This is a genomic window from Streptococcus sanguinis, assembly GCF_900635155.1.
In the GTDB taxonomy this organism is placed as follows: domain Bacteria; phylum Bacillota; class Bacilli; order Lactobacillales; family Streptococcaceae; genus Streptococcus; species Streptococcus sanguinis_G.
Genome location: NZ_LR134002.1, coordinates 18,941 through 37,582, shown reverse-complemented (window position 1 = coordinate 37,582; position 18,642 = coordinate 18,941). Strand labels below are relative to the sequence as shown.

At 45.5% G+C, this 18,642-nt stretch carries 12 protein-coding genes, 17 tRNA genes and 2 rRNA genes; all 31 read right to left on the bottom strand.

Annotated features, from left to right (window positions below):
• Positions 1–39: 39 nt before the first annotated feature.
• Positions 40–3,774 carry a phosphoribosylformylglycinamidine synthase gene (locus ELZ47_RS00255; protein ID WP_126434933.1) on the bottom strand — a complete coding sequence of 1,245 codons (3,735 nt, stop codon included), beginning with the start codon at positions 3,772–3,774 and terminating at the stop codon, positions 40–42.
• A gap of 19 nt (positions 3,775–3,793) precedes the next feature.
• Positions 3,794–4,501 carry a phosphoribosylaminoimidazolesuccinocarboxamide synthase gene (purC, locus tag ELZ47_RS00250; protein ID WP_002901941.1) on the bottom strand — a complete coding sequence of 236 codons (708 nt, stop codon included), beginning with the start codon at positions 4,499–4,501 and terminating at the stop codon, positions 3,794–3,796.
• A gap of 153 nt (positions 4,502–4,654) precedes the next feature.
• Positions 4,655–4,903: an acyl carrier protein gene (locus ELZ47_RS00245; protein ID WP_049547547.1), complete on the bottom strand. Its 249-nt coding sequence runs from the start codon at positions 4,901–4,903 to the stop codon at positions 4,655–4,657.
• Between the two features lie 2 nt (positions 4,904–4,905).
• The gene (gene plsX, locus ELZ47_RS00240) at positions 4,906–5,904 is read right to left on the bottom strand and encodes a phosphate acyltransferase PlsX (RefSeq protein WP_126434932.1); all 999 of its coding nucleotides are present in this window, start codon (positions 5,902–5,904) and stop codon (positions 4,906–4,908) included.
• A 5-nt stretch (positions 5,905–5,909) separates the two neighbouring features.
• Positions 5,910–6,683: a DNA repair protein RecO gene (gene recO, locus ELZ47_RS00235; protein ID WP_125332483.1), complete on the bottom strand. Its 774-nt coding sequence runs from the start codon at positions 6,681–6,683 to the stop codon at positions 5,910–5,912.
• Complete coding sequence (locus ELZ47_RS00230; RefSeq protein ID WP_125332485.1) at positions 6,676–7,848, bottom strand: pyridoxal phosphate-dependent aminotransferase; 1,173 nt, start codon at positions 7,846–7,848, stop codon at positions 6,676–6,678. The genes recO and ELZ47_RS00230 overlap by 8 nt, the downstream gene beginning before the upstream one ends.
• A gap of 178 nt (positions 7,849–8,026) precedes the next feature.
• Positions 8,027–8,872 carry a class B sortase, LPKTxAVK-specific gene (gene srtB / locus ELZ47_RS00225; RefSeq protein WP_125332487.1) on the bottom strand — a complete coding sequence of 282 codons (846 nt, stop codon included), beginning with the start codon at positions 8,870–8,872 and terminating at the stop codon, positions 8,027–8,029.
• A gap of 93 nt (positions 8,873–8,965) precedes the next feature.
• Positions 8,966–9,535 (bottom strand): hypothetical protein, encoded by a 570-nt coding sequence (locus ELZ47_RS00220; RefSeq protein WP_002928640.1) that lies wholly within the window; start codon positions 9,533–9,535, stop codon positions 8,966–8,968.
• A gap of 309 nt (positions 9,536–9,844) precedes the next feature.
• Positions 9,845–10,810, bottom strand: coding sequence for a ribose-phosphate diphosphokinase (locus ELZ47_RS00215; RefSeq protein ID WP_002928639.1), 966 nt, complete (start codon positions 10,808–10,810; stop codon positions 9,845–9,847).
• A gap of 124 nt (positions 10,811–10,934) precedes the next feature.
• Positions 10,935–12,158: a peptidoglycan hydrolase PcsB gene (pcsB, locus tag ELZ47_RS00210; RefSeq protein WP_125332489.1), complete on the bottom strand. Its 1,224-nt coding sequence runs from the start codon at positions 12,156–12,158 to the stop codon at positions 10,935–10,937.
• A gap of 96 nt (positions 12,159–12,254) precedes the next feature.
• Complete coding sequence (mreD, locus tag ELZ47_RS00205) at positions 12,255–12,755, bottom strand: rod shape-determining protein MreD (RefSeq protein ID WP_125332491.1); 501 nt, start codon at positions 12,753–12,755, stop codon at positions 12,255–12,257.
• 1 nt (position 12,756) lies between these two features.
• Positions 12,757–13,572 carry a rod shape-determining protein MreC gene (gene mreC, locus ELZ47_RS00200; protein WP_125332493.1) on the bottom strand — a complete coding sequence of 272 codons (816 nt, stop codon included), beginning with the start codon at positions 13,570–13,572 and terminating at the stop codon, positions 12,757–12,759.
• A gap of 72 nt (positions 13,573–13,644) precedes the next feature.
• Positions 13,645–13,732 (bottom strand) — tRNA-Ser (locus ELZ47_RS00195).
• Positions 13,733–13,741: 9 nt separating this feature from the next.
• Positions 13,742–13,815, bottom strand: a tRNA-Ile gene (locus ELZ47_RS00190).
• Between the two features lie 33 nt (positions 13,816–13,848).
• A tRNA-Gly gene (locus tag ELZ47_RS00185) sits at positions 13,849–13,919 on the bottom strand.
• Between the two features lie 20 nt (positions 13,920–13,939).
• Positions 13,940–14,012, bottom strand: a tRNA-Phe gene (locus ELZ47_RS00180).
• 5 nt (positions 14,013–14,017) lie between these two features.
• Positions 14,018–14,091: transfer RNA gene (locus ELZ47_RS00175), tRNA-Met, on the bottom strand.
• A gap of 19 nt (positions 14,092–14,110) precedes the next feature.
• Positions 14,111–14,200, bottom strand: a tRNA-Ser gene (locus tag ELZ47_RS00170).
• A 12-nt stretch (positions 14,201–14,212) separates the two neighbouring features.
• A tRNA-Ile gene (locus ELZ47_RS00165) sits at positions 14,213–14,286 on the bottom strand.
• Positions 14,287–14,299: 13 nt separating this feature from the next.
• A tRNA-Met gene (locus ELZ47_RS00160) sits at positions 14,300–14,373 on the bottom strand.
• A 5-nt stretch (positions 14,374–14,378) separates the two neighbouring features.
• A tRNA-Pro gene (locus ELZ47_RS00155) sits at positions 14,379–14,452 on the bottom strand.
• A 19-nt stretch (positions 14,453–14,471) separates the two neighbouring features.
• A tRNA-Arg gene (locus ELZ47_RS00150) sits at positions 14,472–14,545 on the bottom strand.
• Between the two features lie 34 nt (positions 14,546–14,579).
• A tRNA-Leu gene (locus ELZ47_RS00145) sits at positions 14,580–14,665 on the bottom strand.
• Positions 14,666–14,672: 7 nt separating this feature from the next.
• Positions 14,673–14,744: transfer RNA gene (locus ELZ47_RS00140), tRNA-Gly, on the bottom strand.
• Positions 14,745–14,758: 14 nt separating this feature from the next.
• A tRNA-Thr gene (locus ELZ47_RS00135) sits at positions 14,759–14,831 on the bottom strand.
• Positions 14,832–14,847: 16 nt separating this feature from the next.
• A tRNA-Leu gene (locus ELZ47_RS00130) sits at positions 14,848–14,929 on the bottom strand.
• Between the two features lie 5 nt (positions 14,930–14,934).
• Positions 14,935–15,007, bottom strand: a tRNA-Lys gene (locus tag ELZ47_RS00125).
• 32 nt (positions 15,008–15,039) lie between these two features.
• Positions 15,040–15,112: transfer RNA gene (locus ELZ47_RS00120), tRNA-Asp, on the bottom strand.
• A gap of 5 nt (positions 15,113–15,117) precedes the next feature.
• Positions 15,118–15,190 (bottom strand) — tRNA-Val (locus tag ELZ47_RS00115).
• A 104-nt stretch (positions 15,191–15,294) separates the two neighbouring features.
• A 5S ribosomal RNA gene (gene rrf, locus ELZ47_RS00110) occupies positions 15,295–15,410 on the bottom strand.
• 116 nt (positions 15,411–15,526) lie between these two features.
• Positions 15,527–18,426 (bottom strand): 23S ribosomal RNA (locus ELZ47_RS00105).
• Positions 18,427–18,642 lie beyond the last annotated feature (216 nt).

Here is an 18,642-nt window from a genome sequence, read left to right as displayed (position 1 = left end):
CAGACTCCTTTTTTGATTGCTTGCTCTTGCAAGCCAACTTTATTCGTGACTCGCTTGGAAATAACGAACGGCGCTTTCAAACAATTTCTGGTCTTTCTGACCTGGAATATTTTGGAAAAGACCGTCTTCATAACGCTCTGAGTGACCCATCTTGCCAATGATTTGGCCGTTCTTGCTCATAATTCCTTCGATAGCATAGAGAGAGCCGTTTGGATTATACTTACTGTCCATGCTTGGCTGACCATCAAAGTCTACGTACTGACTCCAAATCTGACCATTGTCACGCAGTTCAGCAAATTCCTCAGCCGTCACGACAAATTTCCCTTCACCATGTGAAACCGGAATGACATGGATATCTCCCACTTGCACACCAGCCAGCCAAGGCGAGTTGGTATTGGCAATGCGAGTCTCCACCATCTTGGCTACGTGCTGGTTGGCATCATTGTAAAAGAGAGTTGGGCTGCTAGCCCCTGTTTCTTCAAAGTTTCCGTATGGAAGAAGACCAGATTTAACCAGAGCCTGGAAGCCATTACAGATACCAATGATGAGACCGCCGCGAGCGATGAAACTATCAATAGCTTTCTTGACCTTCTCGTTGAGAAGGATATTGACGATAAACTTAGCTGAACCATCTGGCTCATCTGCAGCAGAGAAGCCGCCAGCAAAGAAGATGATATTAGCCTTGTCAATGTTGTCAACCATGCTGTCAACGGACTTGACAATGGCTGCTTCATCCAAAGTGACAAAGGGAACTAGATTGACCTTGGCTCCAGCTGCTTCAAAAGCTTTGGCTGAGTCGTATTCTGAGTTGGTTCCAGGGAAGACTGGAATGTAAACCAGCGGCTCCGCCACTGTCTCTTTGGCTTTGATAACTGTATCAGCGACAAGAGCCGGCACTTCCTCAATAACTGTTTCCTGTTTAAATTCTGTCGGGTAGATAGGCTCTAGTCGGCCTTCGAAGCTTGCCAAAAGCTCTGCTCCCTCAAGCTGGACACCATTGACAATCAAGGTAAAGTCTGCCTTGGTCTGACCGATCTTCACTGCACCTGGAATATCCTGCTCTGGACTGGTAAAGACGAATCCGCCCAGCTGCGCTCGCAAAACGGAAGGCAGGTCAGCAATATCCACTTGGGCACCAATACGATTACCAAAGCTCATCAAGGCCAGACTCTCTGCCAGACCACCGTATTTGACAGCGGAGGCTGCTGTAATCTGATACTTGTCCTGAATGGCCGCAAAATTTTCAAAGTTATTCTTGATTAAGTCAAAGTCAATATCCTGAGATAGGACCTGTCCTGGCAGATAGTAGATGGACTCGCCTGCTGCCTTAAACTCTGGAGACAGGATGCGCCCAGCAGTAGAAGTAGTCACGCCAAAAGCTACCAAGGTCGGCGGTACTGTCAATTCTTCAAAAGTTCCGCTCATAGAATCCTTGCCACCAATAGACGGCAAACAGAGCTGAATCTGGGCTTCAATCGAACCAAGTAGAGCAGAAACCGGCTGTCCAAAACGCTCAGCCTTCTTGTCCATCCGCTCAAAGTACTCCTGATAAGAGAAGCGAGCCTTGGACCAGTCCGAACCAGCAGCAACCAAGCGAGCTGTCGCTTCAATCACTGCATAAGCTGCTCCATGATAAGGTGACCAAGCTGCCACATAAGGATTGTAGCCCTGCGCCATCACAGAGACCGTCTCTGTCTTGCCATGCTCAACTGGCAGTTTCTGCACAGAAGCCTCAGTCGGTGTGATTTGGTAGCGCCCGCCAATTGGATGATTGACAGTAGAGCGGCCAACAGAGCTGTCAAAGATGGTCTGCAGCCCCTTTTGACTGGTATGGTTGAGGTCGCTGAGCAAGCTCTTAAGGTTCTGCTCCAAAGTCGCTTCAGAAGTCACAGCTTGCCCTGGCAATGCTGCTTGGGCATCCACAACCTTGGCATCCACAACCACGCGCACACCATTGGTGTCCAGAAAACTCCGCTCTATATCGACGATGGTTTCCCCGTTCCAGTGCATGACCAGATTTGGCTTTTCTGTCACTTTGGCCACAACGACTGCCAGCAGATTTTCCTTAGCTGCTGCAGCGATAAATTGTTCCACATCTTCTGGGCGGACCACCACTGCCATCCGCTCCTGAGACTCAGAAATCGCAATTTCTGTACCGTTAAGTCCTTGGTATTTGAGCGGTACCTTGTCAAGATCAATTTCCAGCCCGTCTGCCAATTCACCAATAGCCACACAGACACCGCCGGCCCCAAAGTCATTGGATTTCTTGATGAGACGAGTCACATTGCCATCGCGGAAGAGACGCTGAATCTTGCGCTCCTCAATAGCATTTCCTTTTTGTACTTCCGCGCCAGCCGTCTCTACAGACGCAGCTGTCTGTACTTTGGACGAGCCAGTGGCACCGCCGACACCATCACGGCCTGTCTTGCCTCCCAGCAAGATAACCACATCACCTGCTACTGGCTTTTCACGGACGACATTTTCCTTAGGAGCCGCACCAACAACTGCACCTAGCTCCATCCGCTTGGCTACAAAGCCTGGATGGAAATACTCACGGACATAGGTCGTTGCTAGACCAATTTGATTCCCGTAAGAAGAATAGCCATGCGCTGCAGTTTTTGAAATGACCTGCTGAGGGAGCTTGCCAGCCCGCGTTTCAGAAATCGGCTGAGTAATATCGCCCGCACCTGAAATCCGCATAGCCTGATAAACATAAGAACGGCCAGAAAGCGGGTCACGAATGGCTCCGCCGATACAGGTCGCAGCCCCACCAAAAGGCTCTATTTCTGTTGGGTGGTTGTGGGTTTCATTTTTAAACATCAGCAGCCAAGGCTCCTTGACGCCATCCACATCCACTTCAATCTCTACTGAGCAGGCATTGATCTCATCAGACACTTCCATGTCATCCAGACGGCCATTAGCTCGCTCGTAGCGACCAAAAATAGTCGCCATATCCATAAGAGTCTGCGGTTTGTCCCCACGTCCCAGCTCATCGCGCATAGCCAAGTATTTATCATAAGTGGCCTGCAGTTGCTTTTCAAACTTAGAAGCCGAAAAATCAATCTTCTTCAACTCCGTCTCAAAGGTCGTATGTCGACAGTGGTCGGACCAGTAAGTATCTAAAACCTTGAGCTCTGTTTCTGTCGGAAAACGGCCAATTGACTTGAAATAGTCCTGAATAAAGAGCAAGTCTGCTACTTCCATAGCTAGACCATGCTCCTGCTTGTAGGCTTTAAAGTCCGCTTCCGTATAGTCCTTAAAGAAGTCCAGAACCGGAATGGTCTTGTCGGACTCGGAGAACTGCTCCAGCTGAATCGGCCTCTCAATATCTTTAAAGCGTGAATCAACCGGATTCAGCAAGTATTTTTTGATGGCTGCCAACTCGGTGTCTGAGATGTCTTTATTGACCAAATAAAGCTGAGCGGTCCTCACCAGAACATCTGTCCCAGCGCCGAGCAAAAAGAGGGCCTCCTGAGAGCTAGCTGCTCGCTGGTCAAACTGACCCGGCAGTGCTTCGATGGCAAAAAACTCTGTCTCTGCAAGTGCAGCATCTACTTCCTCTTCCTCCAGCAATCTATCTGTCACCTGCTCGGAGAAAATATGCTTTTCAGCACGAGCAACCAAATCTTCTGCTAGATGAAAGACATCATAAACCTGAATCATCCGAAGATCTGACAATGTTTTCAACTGAAGATTATGCGTCAGCTCTCTCACCAAGCTCTGTGACTTCACACCGAAGTTGCTCTTCTTCTCTACAAAAATACGCTTGTCCATGATTTTTCACACCCTGTCCTTACTTAATCGCCTGCAATTTTTCCCAAACAACCTGATAGACATCTGTCAGTTCACCAAGGCCACGACGGAAAACATCCTTGTCCATGTGATGGCCTTCCGCATCCCAGAGACGGCAGTTATCTGGTGAAAATTCGTCCGCCAGAATAATCTTGCCATCTTTATCAAAGCCGAACTCTAACTTGAAATCAATCAATTTCAATCCGATTTGGCGGAACCAGTCTGACAAGAGCTCATTGATCCGACGAGTCTCTTCTTTCAAAAAGGCAATTTCTTCGTCGCTTGCAATCTTCAAGAATTTCACATGTTCGTCATTGATAAAAGGATCGTCCAAATCGTCATTTTTGTAGTAAAATTCCACAATCGGAGTTTCAAGCGCGATGCCCTCTTCTACTCCAAAACGTTTGGAAAAAGAACCCGCTGTGTAGTTGCGCAGCACCACTTCCAAAGGAATAATCTCCACTTTTTTATTTAGCTGGTCCGTATCCGAAACCTTCTCAATAAAATGCGTCGCCACACCAGCTGCATTGAGTTTCTCAAAAATGAAAGATGAAATCTGGTTGTTGAGCACTCCTTTACCAGCAATCTGCTCCTTCTTGACTCCATTAAAGGCCGTTGCCTGGTCCTTGTAGCGTGCCAGAATGACTTGCTCATCATCTGTAGAGAAAATATCCTTGGCTTTTCCCGAATATAACAACTTATTAGACATTTTAATATTCGCCTTTCGTGGTTTTATACCCTCATTTTATCATCTTTGAATACATTTTACAAGAAATTCCGTATAAACTTTCTGTATCCAGTTAAAGAAATCGTTTCCTTTCCAAGATACGAAAAAAGACCGGAAGATACCGATCTTTGATTTTTAATGTTGCTTCTTCAGTTTCTCATGGATATAAGCCACCACATCGGAAATTGTTTTGAAGTTATCCATATCCTCATCAGGAATCTCAATATCAAAAGCTTCTTCCAGATTGATGATAAATTCCATCAAATCAACAGAGTCCACTCCCAGCTCCTCTTTCAAGCTCAGTTCTGGAGTGATATGCAGCTTCCTGCTGTCATGTTCTTGAATGATTTCGACAATTTTTGCATAAATTTCTTTTTCGCTCATAGTTACTCCTTTGCATCTGAAAATTCAATGACCGATTTACCAACAACATCTGTTTCCAGCATGGTGCGAATCTGACGAATCGTGCTATAAACAGCCTTAGCATCGCTAGAGCCATGCGTTTTGACAACAGGCGCTTTCAAACCGAATAGAACTGCACCGCCTGCACTAGAATAGTCCAGACTATTCTTGAGCCCTCGCAGGCTGTCCTTGAGCAGCCAAGCTCCCAATTTAGCCTTGAAACCACCGCCTAAAATAGACTTCTTCAGCTGACCCATAATACTGATAGCAGTTCCTTCGATTGATTTCAGAACGGCATTGCCAGTAAAACCATCTGCAACGACAACATCTGCCACATCATCCATCAAATCACGCGCTTCTACATTGCCGATAAAGTTAAGTGTCGAATCCCCAGCTAAAAACTCATAGGCTTCCTTGCGCAGAGGGTCACCCTTGCTACTTTCCGTTCCGTTATTCAAAAGACCCACCCGCGGCTTCTTGATTCCTCGGACATTTTCAGCATAGAAAGAACCCAAAGTCGCATACTGGTGTAAATGATGGGCTGTGTTTTCAGCATTGGCTCCCAGATCCAGCATATCAAATCCCTGACCGCCAACCGTTGGCATAGTAGATAAGAGCCCCGGTCGGTCAATATTCTTGATACGCCCTACGATAAAGAAACCTGCCGCCAAAAGCGCTCCAGTATTTCCAGCAGACAACATGGCATCTGCTTCCCCTGCCTTGACAGCCTTGGCTGCCAGCACCATACTAGCCTCTTTCTTTTGACGAATGGCCTTGGTCGGCTCGTCATCCGAGTCAATCTTTTCCTCCGTGTGGATGATGCGGACCCGCTCACCAGCAGTCAGATAAGGCTTGATTTTGGCCTCGTCGCCATAGAGAAGAATTTCAATATCCGAAAACTCCTGTACCGCTCGATTGGCTCCTTCGACCAGAGCCTGAGGGGCATTGTCCCCTCCCATAGCATCAACAGCTATTTTTTTCATTCGATTTATTCCTCGTTCTTATCTTTTAAAATGTTTCCCCAGTCCCCCAGAGAATCTATAAATTTTTTGGATTTGAGATGAATGCCGACATATTCATCATAGAGCAGGTCGATAAAATCCCGCAGTTGCTTTTTAATATCTGGCTTCAAAGAAATAGTCTCCAATTCGCTAAAGCGGACCGCCTGAAATTGGTCCAGCAGAAAAGGAAGGTTGGGATTGAGATGACATCGTCTTTCATCCTGATGGTAATGATCAGGGCAAAGGACTCCGCTATATTTGAAAGAGAAGTCAAAAGGCAGACCCGTCTGATGACAAAAGGCACAGTCATGGAAGTTCAGTGAAACTCCAAAACGTGACAAAATCTGAATCTCAAAGATATTGGTCAGCACTTCATAGTCCAGACCATTATTCATCAGCTCCAGGGTTTTCTGCAGAAAGGCAAAGAGAGCCGGATCTGGCTGATTGTCCTGAAGACTGGCATCTGCCAAGGCCACTACATAACTGGCATAGGCCATGATGAATAAGTCCTCATTGATCTGATGGTAGGTGACTACATCCTGATAGTCCTCGATATAGCTAAGGCCATCATCATTGATTTTCATTAGCAAGTTCGCCACAGTCAAAGGCTGAATGACGGGCGCTAGCTTAGATTTCCCAGCATGCTTGACGAAAAACATACGCTTACCAGCCTGTTCCGTAAAGATTTTGACCAGCTTATCATCCTCACGGAAATTGCGGTTATAGAGAACCAGACCTTGACTTGTTAGAGATTTAAGCATAGTCCTCCATGTAGTCCTTGAGGCGCTTCAGAGCTTCTTGAATCGTCTCCATACTAGCCGCGTAGGACAGGCGGATATAGCCTTCCCCGTATTGACCAAAAGCCGCTCCCGGGATAAAGGCCACAGCCTTCTTCTCTGCAAAATCCTGCAGAAAGGCGAAAGAATCTTGATTATAACCATCTGGTATCTTAGCAAAAATATAAAAAGCTCCATCTGGTTTGATGATCTTAAAGCCTAACTCTGCCATTTTCTCTATGATATAATCGCGACGCTGGATATACTCAGCCTTCATTGGCTCCGCATCATCTTTCCCAACTGTCAGAGCTTCAATGCCGGCAAACTGAGCCATGGTATTGGCCGCTGTTACGAGATACTGATGGCTCTTAATCAGCTGGGCAGTGAAAACTGCTGGAGCAAAGATAAAGCCCAACCGCCAGCCAGTCATGGCATGAGACTTAGACAGGCCGTTGATGACAATGGTTTGGTCTGGCAGATACTCCGCGATGGAGACATGCCCCTGCTCTGTATATGTCAGCTCAGAATAGACCTCATCGCAGACCACAAAGACTTGGTATTTTCCTAGGACATCCGCCAGAGCTTTTAGCCGCTCCCGCGAATAAGTCACGCCGGTCGGATTGGCTGGATAATTAAGAATGACCGCTTTTAGCTGCTCGCCCTGTTCTAAAATAGCCGCTTCCAGCATCTCTGGAGTGAGGACAAAGTTATTGGCCGTTGTATCAATCTCGACAATCTCCGCCCCTACTAGATTGACAATGGGCTCATAGCCTGGATAAGCAGGAGCTGGCAGCAAGACCTTGTCTCCTTCTTCTAGAATGGCTGTCAGTGTAGCCGACAAGGCCTCTGTTGCGCCAATAGTGACCAAGACCTCATCTTCTGGGCGATAGTACAGATTGTACTTTTCTTTCACAAAGCTGCTGGCCGCCTGACGCAGCTCCAAGAGACCGCTCATACCAGTGTAGTGGCTTTGATTAGCATCAATCGCTGCCTTGGCCGCTTCTTTGATATGATCTGGTGTCGTGAAATCCGGCTCTCCTAAGGTCAGCCGAAGAACCCCAGGAATAGCAGAAATCGATTGGTCAAACTGACGAATCAGCGAAATTTCTATTTTTCCTAAGTTTTTATTAAATTTCTTACTTAAATCCATACATACCTCCAGCCGCTCAATAGAACTATTATACTATAAATGCAGAAGCATAGCAAAAGCTACTACATGATTTCTTATGCAGAAAAAGGACTAAGCTTGCACTCAGTCCCTTTTTCCTTGCCTTAAAATTCTTTACTGGCAAATAATGGATATAGCCACATCTCACGTGACTGGCCAATCAACGAGTCGGAGTATAGGTCAATTCCTTGCCATGCTTGGCCAGAAAATCTGGCAGTTCCGAATCAGGAATCTGCCGCAAATAAAGGTTGGAACGAATCGTGTCATCTTCCTCACGACAGGTTGAAAGGACCAAATACCGGTCGCTCGCCTTAATCTTCATCTCTGGATCCTTTGTCCGAGCGGCCTCATAGATATTTCTAAGCTGAGTTGTAAAGTCCTCGTCGTCCTTAAACTCCGTCCGATAAAATGCCGTCTCTTCCGGCACGATGACCAGTCCCATAGCTTGATAATAATACTTACGCTCAGGAGTCTCAATCACGACATACCTATGTTTGTCAAAATAATCCTGATGATCATAGTAGTTGACATCATTAAACATGCGATGATCTCCTGCCTTGCTGCCCCGAGCATGCCCGAAAAGCCAAGTCAAACGATCGCTGAAATCTTTATGATTGTCCTTATCCATAAAGACCGCTCCCATATAGGGTTCTTGCTTTCCTTCAAAAGTCTTCAGCAAATAAGTTTCATTATCTTTCGTTTGCACCACCGGCTCATCCAACTGTGTACCAGGAGCATAGACATAGCCTATCGTTTCTGAATTCACAGCCTTTAGTTTAGCAAAACGCTCTGCTAAATAATCCTTTTCTGTCTGACTGGAATCTGCTGTAGAAGAGCTTAACGTTTCAATCCTGCTGGGAGGCGAAACTCGAGGCTTACTGGCTGTTCCTGAAGAACGGAAAGCATAAAAAACAGAAAAAATAACCAGAATAATCAACAGGAGGCAGATGCCAACAACAAAGAGCTGTTTCTTATTCGAAGCTTGACTCCTATCTTTTTCTTGCATAATTTAAAAATCCTTTATTTTTCATTTTTGATAAAAAATATCACCGAACGAAGGCTCAGTGATACTAGGCGTTAGCACAAATTAAAGACAAAATTATTTGACTGCACTTGTTTTAGGAAGTGACTTGTCTTCAGAGTTTTCCTCATTTTCCTTGTTTTCTTCTTTTACTTCCGGAGCTTTTTTTGCTTTATTTTCTGATTTTTTAGTCCTCTTTTTACCTGCTGCTGAAGAGGATGCCGCCGAAGATTGAGACGGTACCGGAAAAGTCGGAACTGATGAAGAGGCTGTGGAGTAAGGTGCTGCCGAATAAGCCGGTGTAGATGGATCTGTAGTAGACGGTGTCGCTGAAGACTGATCTGCATTAGCCGACTCTCCTTCACCAATAACAAGAACTTTGTTACCAGCCTGATCCTCCATCACTGCACTTTTACCAACTGGAGCTTTCTTAGCTTCAGCAACTTGCTGATCCAGAGCTGATTGTGCGTCTCTATAGGCCTGCAGTTCATCCATAACTTTGCTGGATTCTGCGTCCGTACTCCCTTGGGGAACTTCATTATTATCAATGTCATTAACCCAAAGACTGCCTGTACCCTCAGCAAATACTGGTGCAGCAGCCGCAAAAAGAGAAAGGGCTACAGCACTTGAAAGTAAAACCTTTTTCATTATCCCATCTCCTCTTTACTTTTCAAAAATAATTGTAACTCCCTGTTACCTAATATTACCTACTATTAAGTATAGTTCGAACTCTAAAAAAAGTCAAGAATTTTACTACATAAAAATTTCTAAAATCAAAGAATACCAAGGGATGAGACAAATTGTCAATTTACCAACTATTTAAATGGTCATTTATTTATATTTGAAACATCAAGTAGTTTGACTCTTCTTCCAAAGTTGATGTTAGATTTTTTTAAAAAAAGTAGGAATGAAATAAAAAGAAGCTAGGAATCAAACTTCCCAGCCATACATATCAGATTATTTTTTCCCTATTTCAAATAAGGGGGACAGCGGCCGTTTCTCATGAATACGGACAATGGCTTCCCCTAGAAGATGCGCAATGGAAATCTGATCAATCTTATCAATCAAGCGCTCTTGGGGGAGATAAATCGTATCCAACACCACCAATTTTTTAATCGCCGACTTTTGGATATTATCCATAGCCGGACCAGACAAGACTGGATGCGTACAGCTAGCATAGACTTCTACAGCCCCCGCTTCAGCTAGAGCGTCAGCTGCATGACAGATAGTTCCCGCTGTATCAATCATATCATCAATTAGGATACAAGTTTTTCCTTCCACCTTACCAATGATGTTCATGACTTCACTGCTATTCATCTTGTCCACACTGCGGCGCTTATCAATAATGGCAATCGGGGTTTTCAGAAACTCTGCTAACTTACGGGCTCGACTCACACCACCATGGTCAGGACTGACTACCACATAGTCGCCCCCTGTCATATTACGGCGCTCAAAGTAATCAGCAATCAAAGGTGCACCCATCAAGTGATCTACTGGAATGTCAAAGAAGCCCTGAATTTGCGCTGCGTGCAAGTCAATAGTCAGCATCCGATCCACACCAGCAATTTCCAACATATTAGCAACTAATTTAGATGTAATTGGCTCACGAGCTCTAGCCTTGCGATCCTGTCGAGCATAGCCATAGTAAGGCATGACAACATTGATGGATTCAGCGCTAGCCCGTTTCAAAGCATCTACCATAATCAAGATTTCCATCAAATTATCATTGACTGGCGAGCTGGTAGACTGCAAAATAAAGACGTGTTTCCCGCGAATAGATTCTTCAATATTCACTTGAATCTCACCATCAGAGAACTGACGGACAGTTGATTTCCCAAGTGGCAATCCAATCTCTTGAGCAACACGCTGCGCTAATTCTTGATTAGAAGAAAGAGCAAAGAGTTTTAAATCAGAAAAAGACATGATTCCCTCCAGATTCTAAATCGTCTTTCATTGTCCAATTACAACTTTTCCCAACTACCATTGTAACTTTTTTCAGTTGATTTTTCAATTAAAAATAAAAAACGCCAGAGGCGCTTTTTACTGATTAGTTCGGATAGATATATGAAACTGTACCTTGTGCAGTTGTTGGGTTAAACCATCCACGGTAGTTACCGATTGATTGTTGTCCAAGGTAGTTCGCTTCTGATACTTGGATGCTTGTAGTAGATTGAACAGCTGTTACTACTGCAACGTGTCCGTATCCACCGTCAGTCCAACATGCAATTGCGCCAACTTCTGGCTGTGAACCAACACGGAAGCCTGCTGCTGCTGCACTTGCAGACCATTGTCCACCATTACCCCAGTAATCGCCAGCCCAAGGAGCTAATGTCTTAGCACCCCAAGTACATTGACCTACTGGATAAGAAGAGGCAGATGAGCTATAAACTGGTCTATTTGCACGGGCAACTGATTGAGTCACTGCAGGTGCTGCAGGTGCTGCTGGAGCGGCTGCTTCAGCGGCTGGAGCTGAATTCACGACTGCTTGAACTTGAGCTTGCAGGGTGGTATTTCCTGAAGCTTCAATTGCTTGGCGTTTTGATTCTTGCTCTGCTTTATAAGCTGCTTCACGGGCCGCTGCTTCAGCGGCTGCTTTTTCAGCGGCTGCTTTTTCTTCAAGAAGAGAATTCTTTTCGTTTTCAGCAGTCGCTTTTTCAGCTGCAAGACTTGCCTGAGCTGCTTTCAGTTCAGCTTGTTTTGTTGCCAAAGTTTGTTCATCATCAGCTAACTTCTCTTGGTTGGCAATAACAGTATTGATAGCTTCATTATTCGCAACTTGCTTTTCAGCAATTACTTCTTTATCTTTCTTTTGTTGTTCCAGCATTTTATTATTTGCTGAAACAATTTCGCTCATAGCTGCTACACGAGAGATAGCTTCTGTGATAGAACTAGAATTCACAACTGTATTGATGTAGCTAGTAGCAGTTCCGTTTGTTTGGGCACTGCGTGCTTGATTAGCAAGTGATTCATTACGAGCTACGATGTTTTTAGACAGTTCGTCAATCTCAGCAGAAAGTCTTGCAGATTCAGCAGACAATTTTTCATTTTCTGCTTTAAGCTCTTCTTGTTGCTTTTGAATAGCAGATACTTGGCCTTGAATCTCGTTGACTTGTGCCTGAGCTGATTGTTGTTGCTCTGTCAAACTATTAATCTTGCTGTCTTGTGCAGCAATCTTTTCATCAGTTGTCTCCGCTTTAACGCTCACAAGTGCAGCTCCTTGTGAAAGGATAACTGTACTCAATAAAATTGATGTGAGTAGTTTTTTCTTCATAAAAATAATACACTCCTTCTTATAAGACATTATCTAGTATACCAGAAAATACCGTATCATATGTTACGCATTTGTTACATTTTTATTTCTTGTTTATCATAAATATATTTTTTCGAAAATAGGCTGAAAAATGAGGAATATCAAGCTATTGAGGAGTATAGTCGGTACTAAACTGCTAAGGACAAAATCTTGTAAATTCAGACTAGAAAGATTCAAAAATACTGCAAAAGCAAAACTAGTTAATTCAAATAAAAATACAAGAATCAAAACAGATAAAAAGCGAGTAAATTTATTTAAAAGCATAGTCGAACTAGACTGACAAACCAAGAGACTTAAAAGAGGAAAAAGAATAAGAGCAATGCCGATGGTATGAAAATAGTAAACATCGTAAATCAGCCCCAGACAGCAAAATAAGAGAATATTGTAGTTTCTAGAGAGGTTGATGGACACAAAAAGCATGAAAATAAAGATAAAATGACTGACTAAATGCCATTGTAAAGGCAGAATATTAGCCAGAAAAGTCGAAATCTGCCCATCAATCAATAAAACAAAAAATAAAATAATAGGAGTCAAAAGTTGTTCTTTAATATCTCTCATATCAGTTCCCTACCAACATTACAGCACGGATATCCGACAAATCCGCAGCCGGCTTAACTAGGACAATCTTGTTTAACTGATCCTTAGCTTCAGACACGGAAAGTACCTTACCGACAGGAATATTTTCTGCATTATAAGCGCCCAAGCCACTGGTTGCAACCTCATCTCCCTCTTTTATATCTTCAGCACTATTTAACTGACTGATGATATAAGCTGAGTTTTTTTCATCATATCCAGTTATAATCCCATAAACTGGACCAGACTTAGTTTGAATTCTAACAGAAATTTTAGTTGAGTTTTCCTCGTTAGTCAGTAGAGATACTAAGCTAGACTGACTACTAGTTTCAGAAACACTTCCGACTAGACCACCATTAGCGACTACTAGCATAGCATCAGTCACATTATCAGATTCTCCCTTGTCAATAGTCAGCTCATTTTTCCAAGATGCTGGCGTACGGGCAATCACTTCGCTGGCAATTTGTTTTTGATTTTTATCAGCTTCTTTAAATTCCAGAAGTTTTCGCAACTGCTCATTCTCATCTTCTAAGGAATCTGCCTTCCCAGCCTTTTCCTCAATCTCATAAAGATTTTTCTTGAGCTGCTGATTCTCTCTGTAAGTAAACATCAAATCTGACATTTCTTCTTTTTTATCAGCCACAAAAGCAAAAGGCGAACCAACGAGTCTATCTACCAATGAAATAAAATTTGAAGTAGTTGATACAAACCAACTAGAAGAGGTAGATAAGATGAGTATCGTCATTGCAACAACTAATACAAAAAAAGAAATCAGAAATTTAGACTTTTTAAATCGATTCATCAGAAAACCTCACTAAACAGTACAAGAAAGTATAAGAAAAGGAGATAGCAAATGCTAAACTCCTTATTCATACGGAGAATGGGGGATTCGAACCCCCGCGCCGGTTACCCGACCTAACGATTTAGCAAACCGTCCTCTTCAGCCTCTTGAGTAATTCTCCAATATTTTATGGGCACGAGTGGACTCGAACCACCGACCTCACGCTTATCAGGCGTGCGCTCTAACCACCTGAGCTACGCGCCCAAGTTCAAAAACTTGGTATGAACTTTCGTTCAAAGCGGGTGACGAGAATCGAACTCGCGACAACAGCTTGGAAGGCTGTAGTTTTACCACTAAACTACACCCGCATTTCCAATACGATGATGTATGGCGCGAGACGGAATCGAACCGCCGACACATGGAGCTTCAATCCATTGCTCTACCAACTGAGCTACCGAGCCAACTATTGCGGGAGCAGGATTTGAACCTACGACCTTCGGGTTATGAGCCCGACGAGCTACCTAGCTGCTCCATCCCGCGTCAATACTATTCGTCCCTAAGGAGGATGTGGGATTCGAACCCACGCACGCTTTTACACGCCTGACGGTTTTCAAGACCGTTCCCTTCAGCCGGACTTGGGTAATCCTCCAAGATAACACTATGGACCTTGTAGGACTTGAACCTACGACCACTCGGTTATGAGCCGAGAGCTCTAACCAGCTGAGCTAAAGGTCCGACAAGATCATTATAGCGGCGAAGGGGATCGAACCCCCGACCTCCCGGGTATGAACCGGACGCTCTAGCCAGCTGAGCTACACCGCCATCTATCGGGAAGACAGGATTCGAACCTGCGACACCTTGGTCCCAAACCAAGTACTCTACCAAGCTGAGCTACTTCCCGAACTTAAGTTATTACTTAATGCACCCTAGAGGAGTCGAACCTCTAACCGCCTGATTCGTAGTCAGGTACTCTATCCAGTTGAGCTAAGGGTGCTCATCTTCTTCCACTTCTGCCTCTTACAAGTCTATGCCGAGGACCGGAATCGAACCGGTACGATCGTTACCAATCGCAGGATTTTAAGTCCTGTGCGTCTGCCAGTTCCGCCACCCCGGCCGCCTCAAGCGAACGACGGGATTCGAACCCGCGACCCCCACCTTGGCAAGGTGATGTTCTACCACTGAACTACGTTCGCATCCTATTCAAAAATGCCGGCTACATGACTTGAACACGCGACCCTCTGATTACAAATCAGATGCTCTACCAACTGAGCTAAGCCGGCTCATTATTATCTTATATGCGGGTTAAGGGACTTGAACCCCCACGCCCTAAAGCGCCAGATCCTAAATCTGGTGCGTCTGCCAATTCCGCCAAACCCGCTCTTATGACCCGTACTGGGCTCGAACCAGTGACCCTTTGATTAAAAGTCAAATGCTCTACCAACTGAGCTAACGAGTCTCTTACTTTTCTTGAAATCTTCTCGACTTCAACGGTCCCGACGGGAATCGAACCCGCGATCTTCGCCGTGACAGGGCGACGTGATAACCGCTACACTACGGGACCTAATATGGGAGTTAACGGGATCGAACCGCTGACCCTCTGCTTGTAAGGCAGATGCTCTCCCAGCTGAGCTAAACTCCCAAAGGGTGGAGTCTAGCTCAGCCAACGGTGAGAAACTTCGTTTCTCTCATCCGCCGATTGTAATTTCGATTTCCTCTCCATTACAACTAAGCTAAACTCCCTTCGCTAAGCGACTTCCATATCTCACAGGGGGCAACCCCCAACTACTTCCGGCGTTCTAGGGCTTAACTGCTGTGTTCGGCATGGGTACAGGTGTATCTCCTAGGCTATCGTCACTTAACTATTGAATTAACTGTCCTGTCCTCTCAGACAAGCCTTGTCAACTCAAAATTGAATACAATATCAAATCTCACAATTCTCTAAACCATTCGCTGCACTCTGATGAAGTTCTTATTCTAGGATAAGTCCTCGAGCGATTAGTATTGGTCCGCTCCATTGCTCACACAACTTCCACTCCCAACCTATCAACCTGATCTTCTCTCAGGGCTCTTACTAACTTGCGTTATGGGAAATCTCATCTTGAGGTGGGTTTCACACTTAGATGCTTTCAGCGTTTATCCCTTCCCTACATAGCTACCCAGCGATGCTCTTGGCAGAACAACTGGTACACCAGCGGTAAGTCCACTCTGGTCCTCTCGTACTAGGAGCAGATCCTCTCAAATTTCCTACGCCCGCGACGGATAGGGACCGAACTGTCTCACGACGTTCTGAACCCAGCTCGCGTGCCGCTTTAATGGGCGAACAGCCCAACCCTTGGGACCGACTACAGCCCCAGGATGCGACGAGCCGACATCGAGGTGCCAAACCTCCCCGTCGATGTGAACTCTTGGGGGAGATAAGCCTGTTATCCCCAGGGTAGCTTTTATCCGTTGAGCGATGGCCCTTCCATACGGAACCACCGGATCACTAAGCCCGACTTTCGTCCCTGCTCGAGTTGTAGCTCTCGCAGTCAAGCTCCCTTATACCTTTACACTCTACGACTGATTTCCAACCAGTCTGAGGGAACCTTTGGGCGCCTCCGTTACCTTTTAGGAGGCGACCGCCCCAGTCAAACTGCCCGTCAGACACTGTCTCCGTAGATGATAAACCTACCGGGTTAGAGTGGCCATAACACAAGGGTAGTATCCCAACAACGCCTCCATCGAAACTGGCGTCCCGATTTCATAGGCTCCTACCTATCCTGTACATGTGGCACAGACACTCAATATCAAACTGCAGTAAAGCTCCATGGGGTCTTTCCGTCCTGTCGCGGGTAACCTGCATCTTCACAGGTACTAAAATTTCACCGAGTCTCTCGTTGAGACAGTGCCCAAATCATTACGCCTTTCGTGCGGGTCGGAACTTACCCGACAAGGAATTTCGCTACCTTAGGACCGTTATAGTTACGGCCGCCGTTTACTGGGGCTTCAATTCATACCTTCGCGTTACCGCTAAGCACTCCTCTTAACCTTCCAGCACCGGGCAGGCGTCACCCCCTATACATCATCTTACGATTTAGCAGAGAGCTGTGTTTTTGATAAACAGTTGCTTGGGCCTATTCACTGCGGCTGACTTAAGTCAGCACCCCTTCTCCCGAAGTTACGGGGTCATTTTGCCGAGTTCCTTAACGAGAGTTCTCTCGCTCACCTGAGGCTACTCGCCTCGACTACCTGTGTCGGTTTGCGGTACGGGTAGAGTATGATACAACGCTAGAAGCTTTTCTTGGCAGTGTGACATCACTCACTCGCTACTAAACTTCGCTCCCCATCACAGCTCAACGTTATAGGTATAAGCATTTGACTCATACCACGCCTCACTGCTTAGACGTACATCCATTCGTACGCACGAGTTAGCCTACTGCGTCCCTCCATCACTTCATACTCTAGTACAGGAATCTCAACCTGTTGGCCATCGGATACACCTTTCGGTCTCTCCTTAGGTCCCGACTAACCCAGGGCGGACGAGCCTTCCCCTGGAAACCTTAGTCTTACGGTGGACAGGATTCTCACCTGTCTTGCGCTACTCATACCGGCATTCTCACTTCTATGCGTTCCAGCGCTCCTCACGGTACACCTTCGCCACACATAGAACGCTCTCCTACCATACCTATAAAAGGTATCCACAGCTTCGGTAAATTGTTTTAGCCCCGGTACATTTTCGGCGCAGGGTCACTCGACTAGTGAGCTATTACGCACTCTTTGAATGAATAGCTGCTTCTAAGCTAACATCCTAGTTGTCTGTGCAACCCCACATCCTTTTCCACTTAACAATTATTTTGGGACCTTAGCTGGTGGTCTGGGCTGTTTCCCTTTCGACTACGGATCTTAGCACTCGCAGTCTGACTGCCGACCATAATTCATTGGCATTCGGAGTTTATCTGAGATTGGTAATCCGGGATGGACCCCTCACCCAAACAGTGCTCTACCTCCAAGAATCTTCATGTCGACGCTAGCCCTAAAGCTATTTCGGAGAGAACCAGCTATCTCCAAGTTCGTTTGGAATTTCTCCGCTACCCACAAGTCATCCAAGCACTTTTCAACGTGCCCTGGTTCGGTCCTCCAGTGCGTTTTACCGCACCTTCAACCTGCTCATGGGTAGGTCACATGGTTTCGGGTCTACATCATGATACTAAGACGCCCTATTCAGACTCGGTTTCCCTACGGCTCCGTCTCTTCAACTTAACCTCGCATCATAACGTAACTCGCCGGTTCATTCTACAAAAGGCACGCTCTCACCCATGAACGGGCTCGAACTTGTTGTAGGCACACGGTTTCAGGTTCTATTTCACTCCCCTCCCGGGGTGCTTTTCACCTTTCCCTCACGGTACTGGTTCACTATCGGTCACTAGGGAGTATTTAGGGTTGGGAGATGGTCCTCCCAGATTCCGACGGGATTTCACGTGTCCCGCCGTACTCAGGATACTGCTAGGTACAGAATCTATTTAAAATACGAGGCTCTTACTCTCTTTGGCTGACTTTCCCAAGTCATTCTTCTATAAATTCTGAGTCCACATTGCAGTCCTACAACCCCGAAGAGTAAACTCTTCGGTTTGCCCTCCTGCCTCTTCGCTCGCCGCTACTAAGGCAATCGCTTTTGCTTTCTCTTCCTGCAGCTACTTAGATGTTTCAGTTCACTGCGTCTTCCTCCTCATTTCCTTAACAGAAATGGGTAACAGGCATCAACCTGTTGGGTTCCCCCATTCGGACATCCCGGATCAAGTGCTTACTTACAGCTCCCCGAGGCATTTCGTCGTTTGTCACGTCCTTCTTCGGCTCCTAGTGCCAAGGCATCCACCGTGCGCCCTTACTAACTTAACCTTATTTTTGACCTTTCAGTCTTAAACTCATTAATATTCACAGCGTTTTCGGTTTATTTTCTTGTTACTATTTGATATCAGTATTCAATTTTCAATGGACAAGTAGGATAGCTATCAACCAAAGTTGAATTCCAGACTAACTTCTTAGGAAAAAAGACTAACTTCCTTGTGTTCATCGAACACAGTGTCAGTTCTCTATTTTTCTACAGAAGTTCCC

What these genes read in the sequence shown, in the direction of transcription:
- ELZ47_RS00255 (WP_126434933.1), bottom strand. Translation starts at nt 3,774, where the DNA reads ATGGACAAGCGTATTTTTGTAGAGAAGAAGAGCAACTTCGGTGTGAAG.
- purC (WP_002901941.1), bottom strand. Translation starts at nt 4,501, where the DNA reads ATGTCTAATAAGTTGTTATATTCGGGAAAAGCCAAGGATATTTTCTCT.
- ELZ47_RS00245 (WP_049547547.1), bottom strand. Translation starts at nt 4,903, where the DNA reads ATGAGCGAAAAAGAAATTTATGCAAAAATTGTCGAAATCATTCAAGAA.
- plsX (WP_126434932.1), bottom strand. Translation starts at nt 5,904, where the DNA reads ATGAAAAAAATAGCTGTTGATGCTATGGGAGGGGACAATGCCCCTCAG.
- recO (WP_125332483.1), bottom strand. Translation starts at nt 6,683, where the DNA reads ATGCTTAAATCTCTAACAAGTCAAGGTCTGGTTCTCTATAACCGCAAT.
- ELZ47_RS00230 (WP_125332485.1), bottom strand. Translation starts at nt 7,848, where the DNA reads ATGGATTTAAGTAAGAAATTTAATAAAAACTTAGGAAAAATAGAAATT.
- srtB (WP_125332487.1), bottom strand. Translation starts at nt 8,872, where the DNA reads ATGCAAGAAAAAGATAGGAGTCAAGCTTCGAATAAGAAACAGCTCTTT.
- ELZ47_RS00220 (WP_002928640.1), bottom strand. Translation starts at nt 9,535, where the DNA reads ATGAAAAAGGTTTTACTTTCAAGTGCTGTAGCCCTTTCTCTTTTTGCG.
- ELZ47_RS00215 (WP_002928639.1), bottom strand. Translation starts at nt 10,810, where the DNA reads ATGTCTTTTTCTGATTTAAAACTCTTTGCTCTTTCTTCTAATCAAGAA.
- pcsB (WP_125332489.1), bottom strand. Translation starts at nt 12,158, where the DNA reads ATGAAGAAAAAACTACTCACATCAATTTTATTGAGTACAGTTATCCTT.
- mreD (WP_125332491.1), bottom strand. Translation starts at nt 12,755, where the DNA reads ATGAGAGATATTAAAGAACAACTTTTGACTCCTATTATTTTATTTTTT.
- mreC (WP_125332493.1), bottom strand. Translation starts at nt 13,572, where the DNA reads ATGAATCGATTTAAAAAGTCTAAATTTCTGATTTCTTTTTTTGTATTA.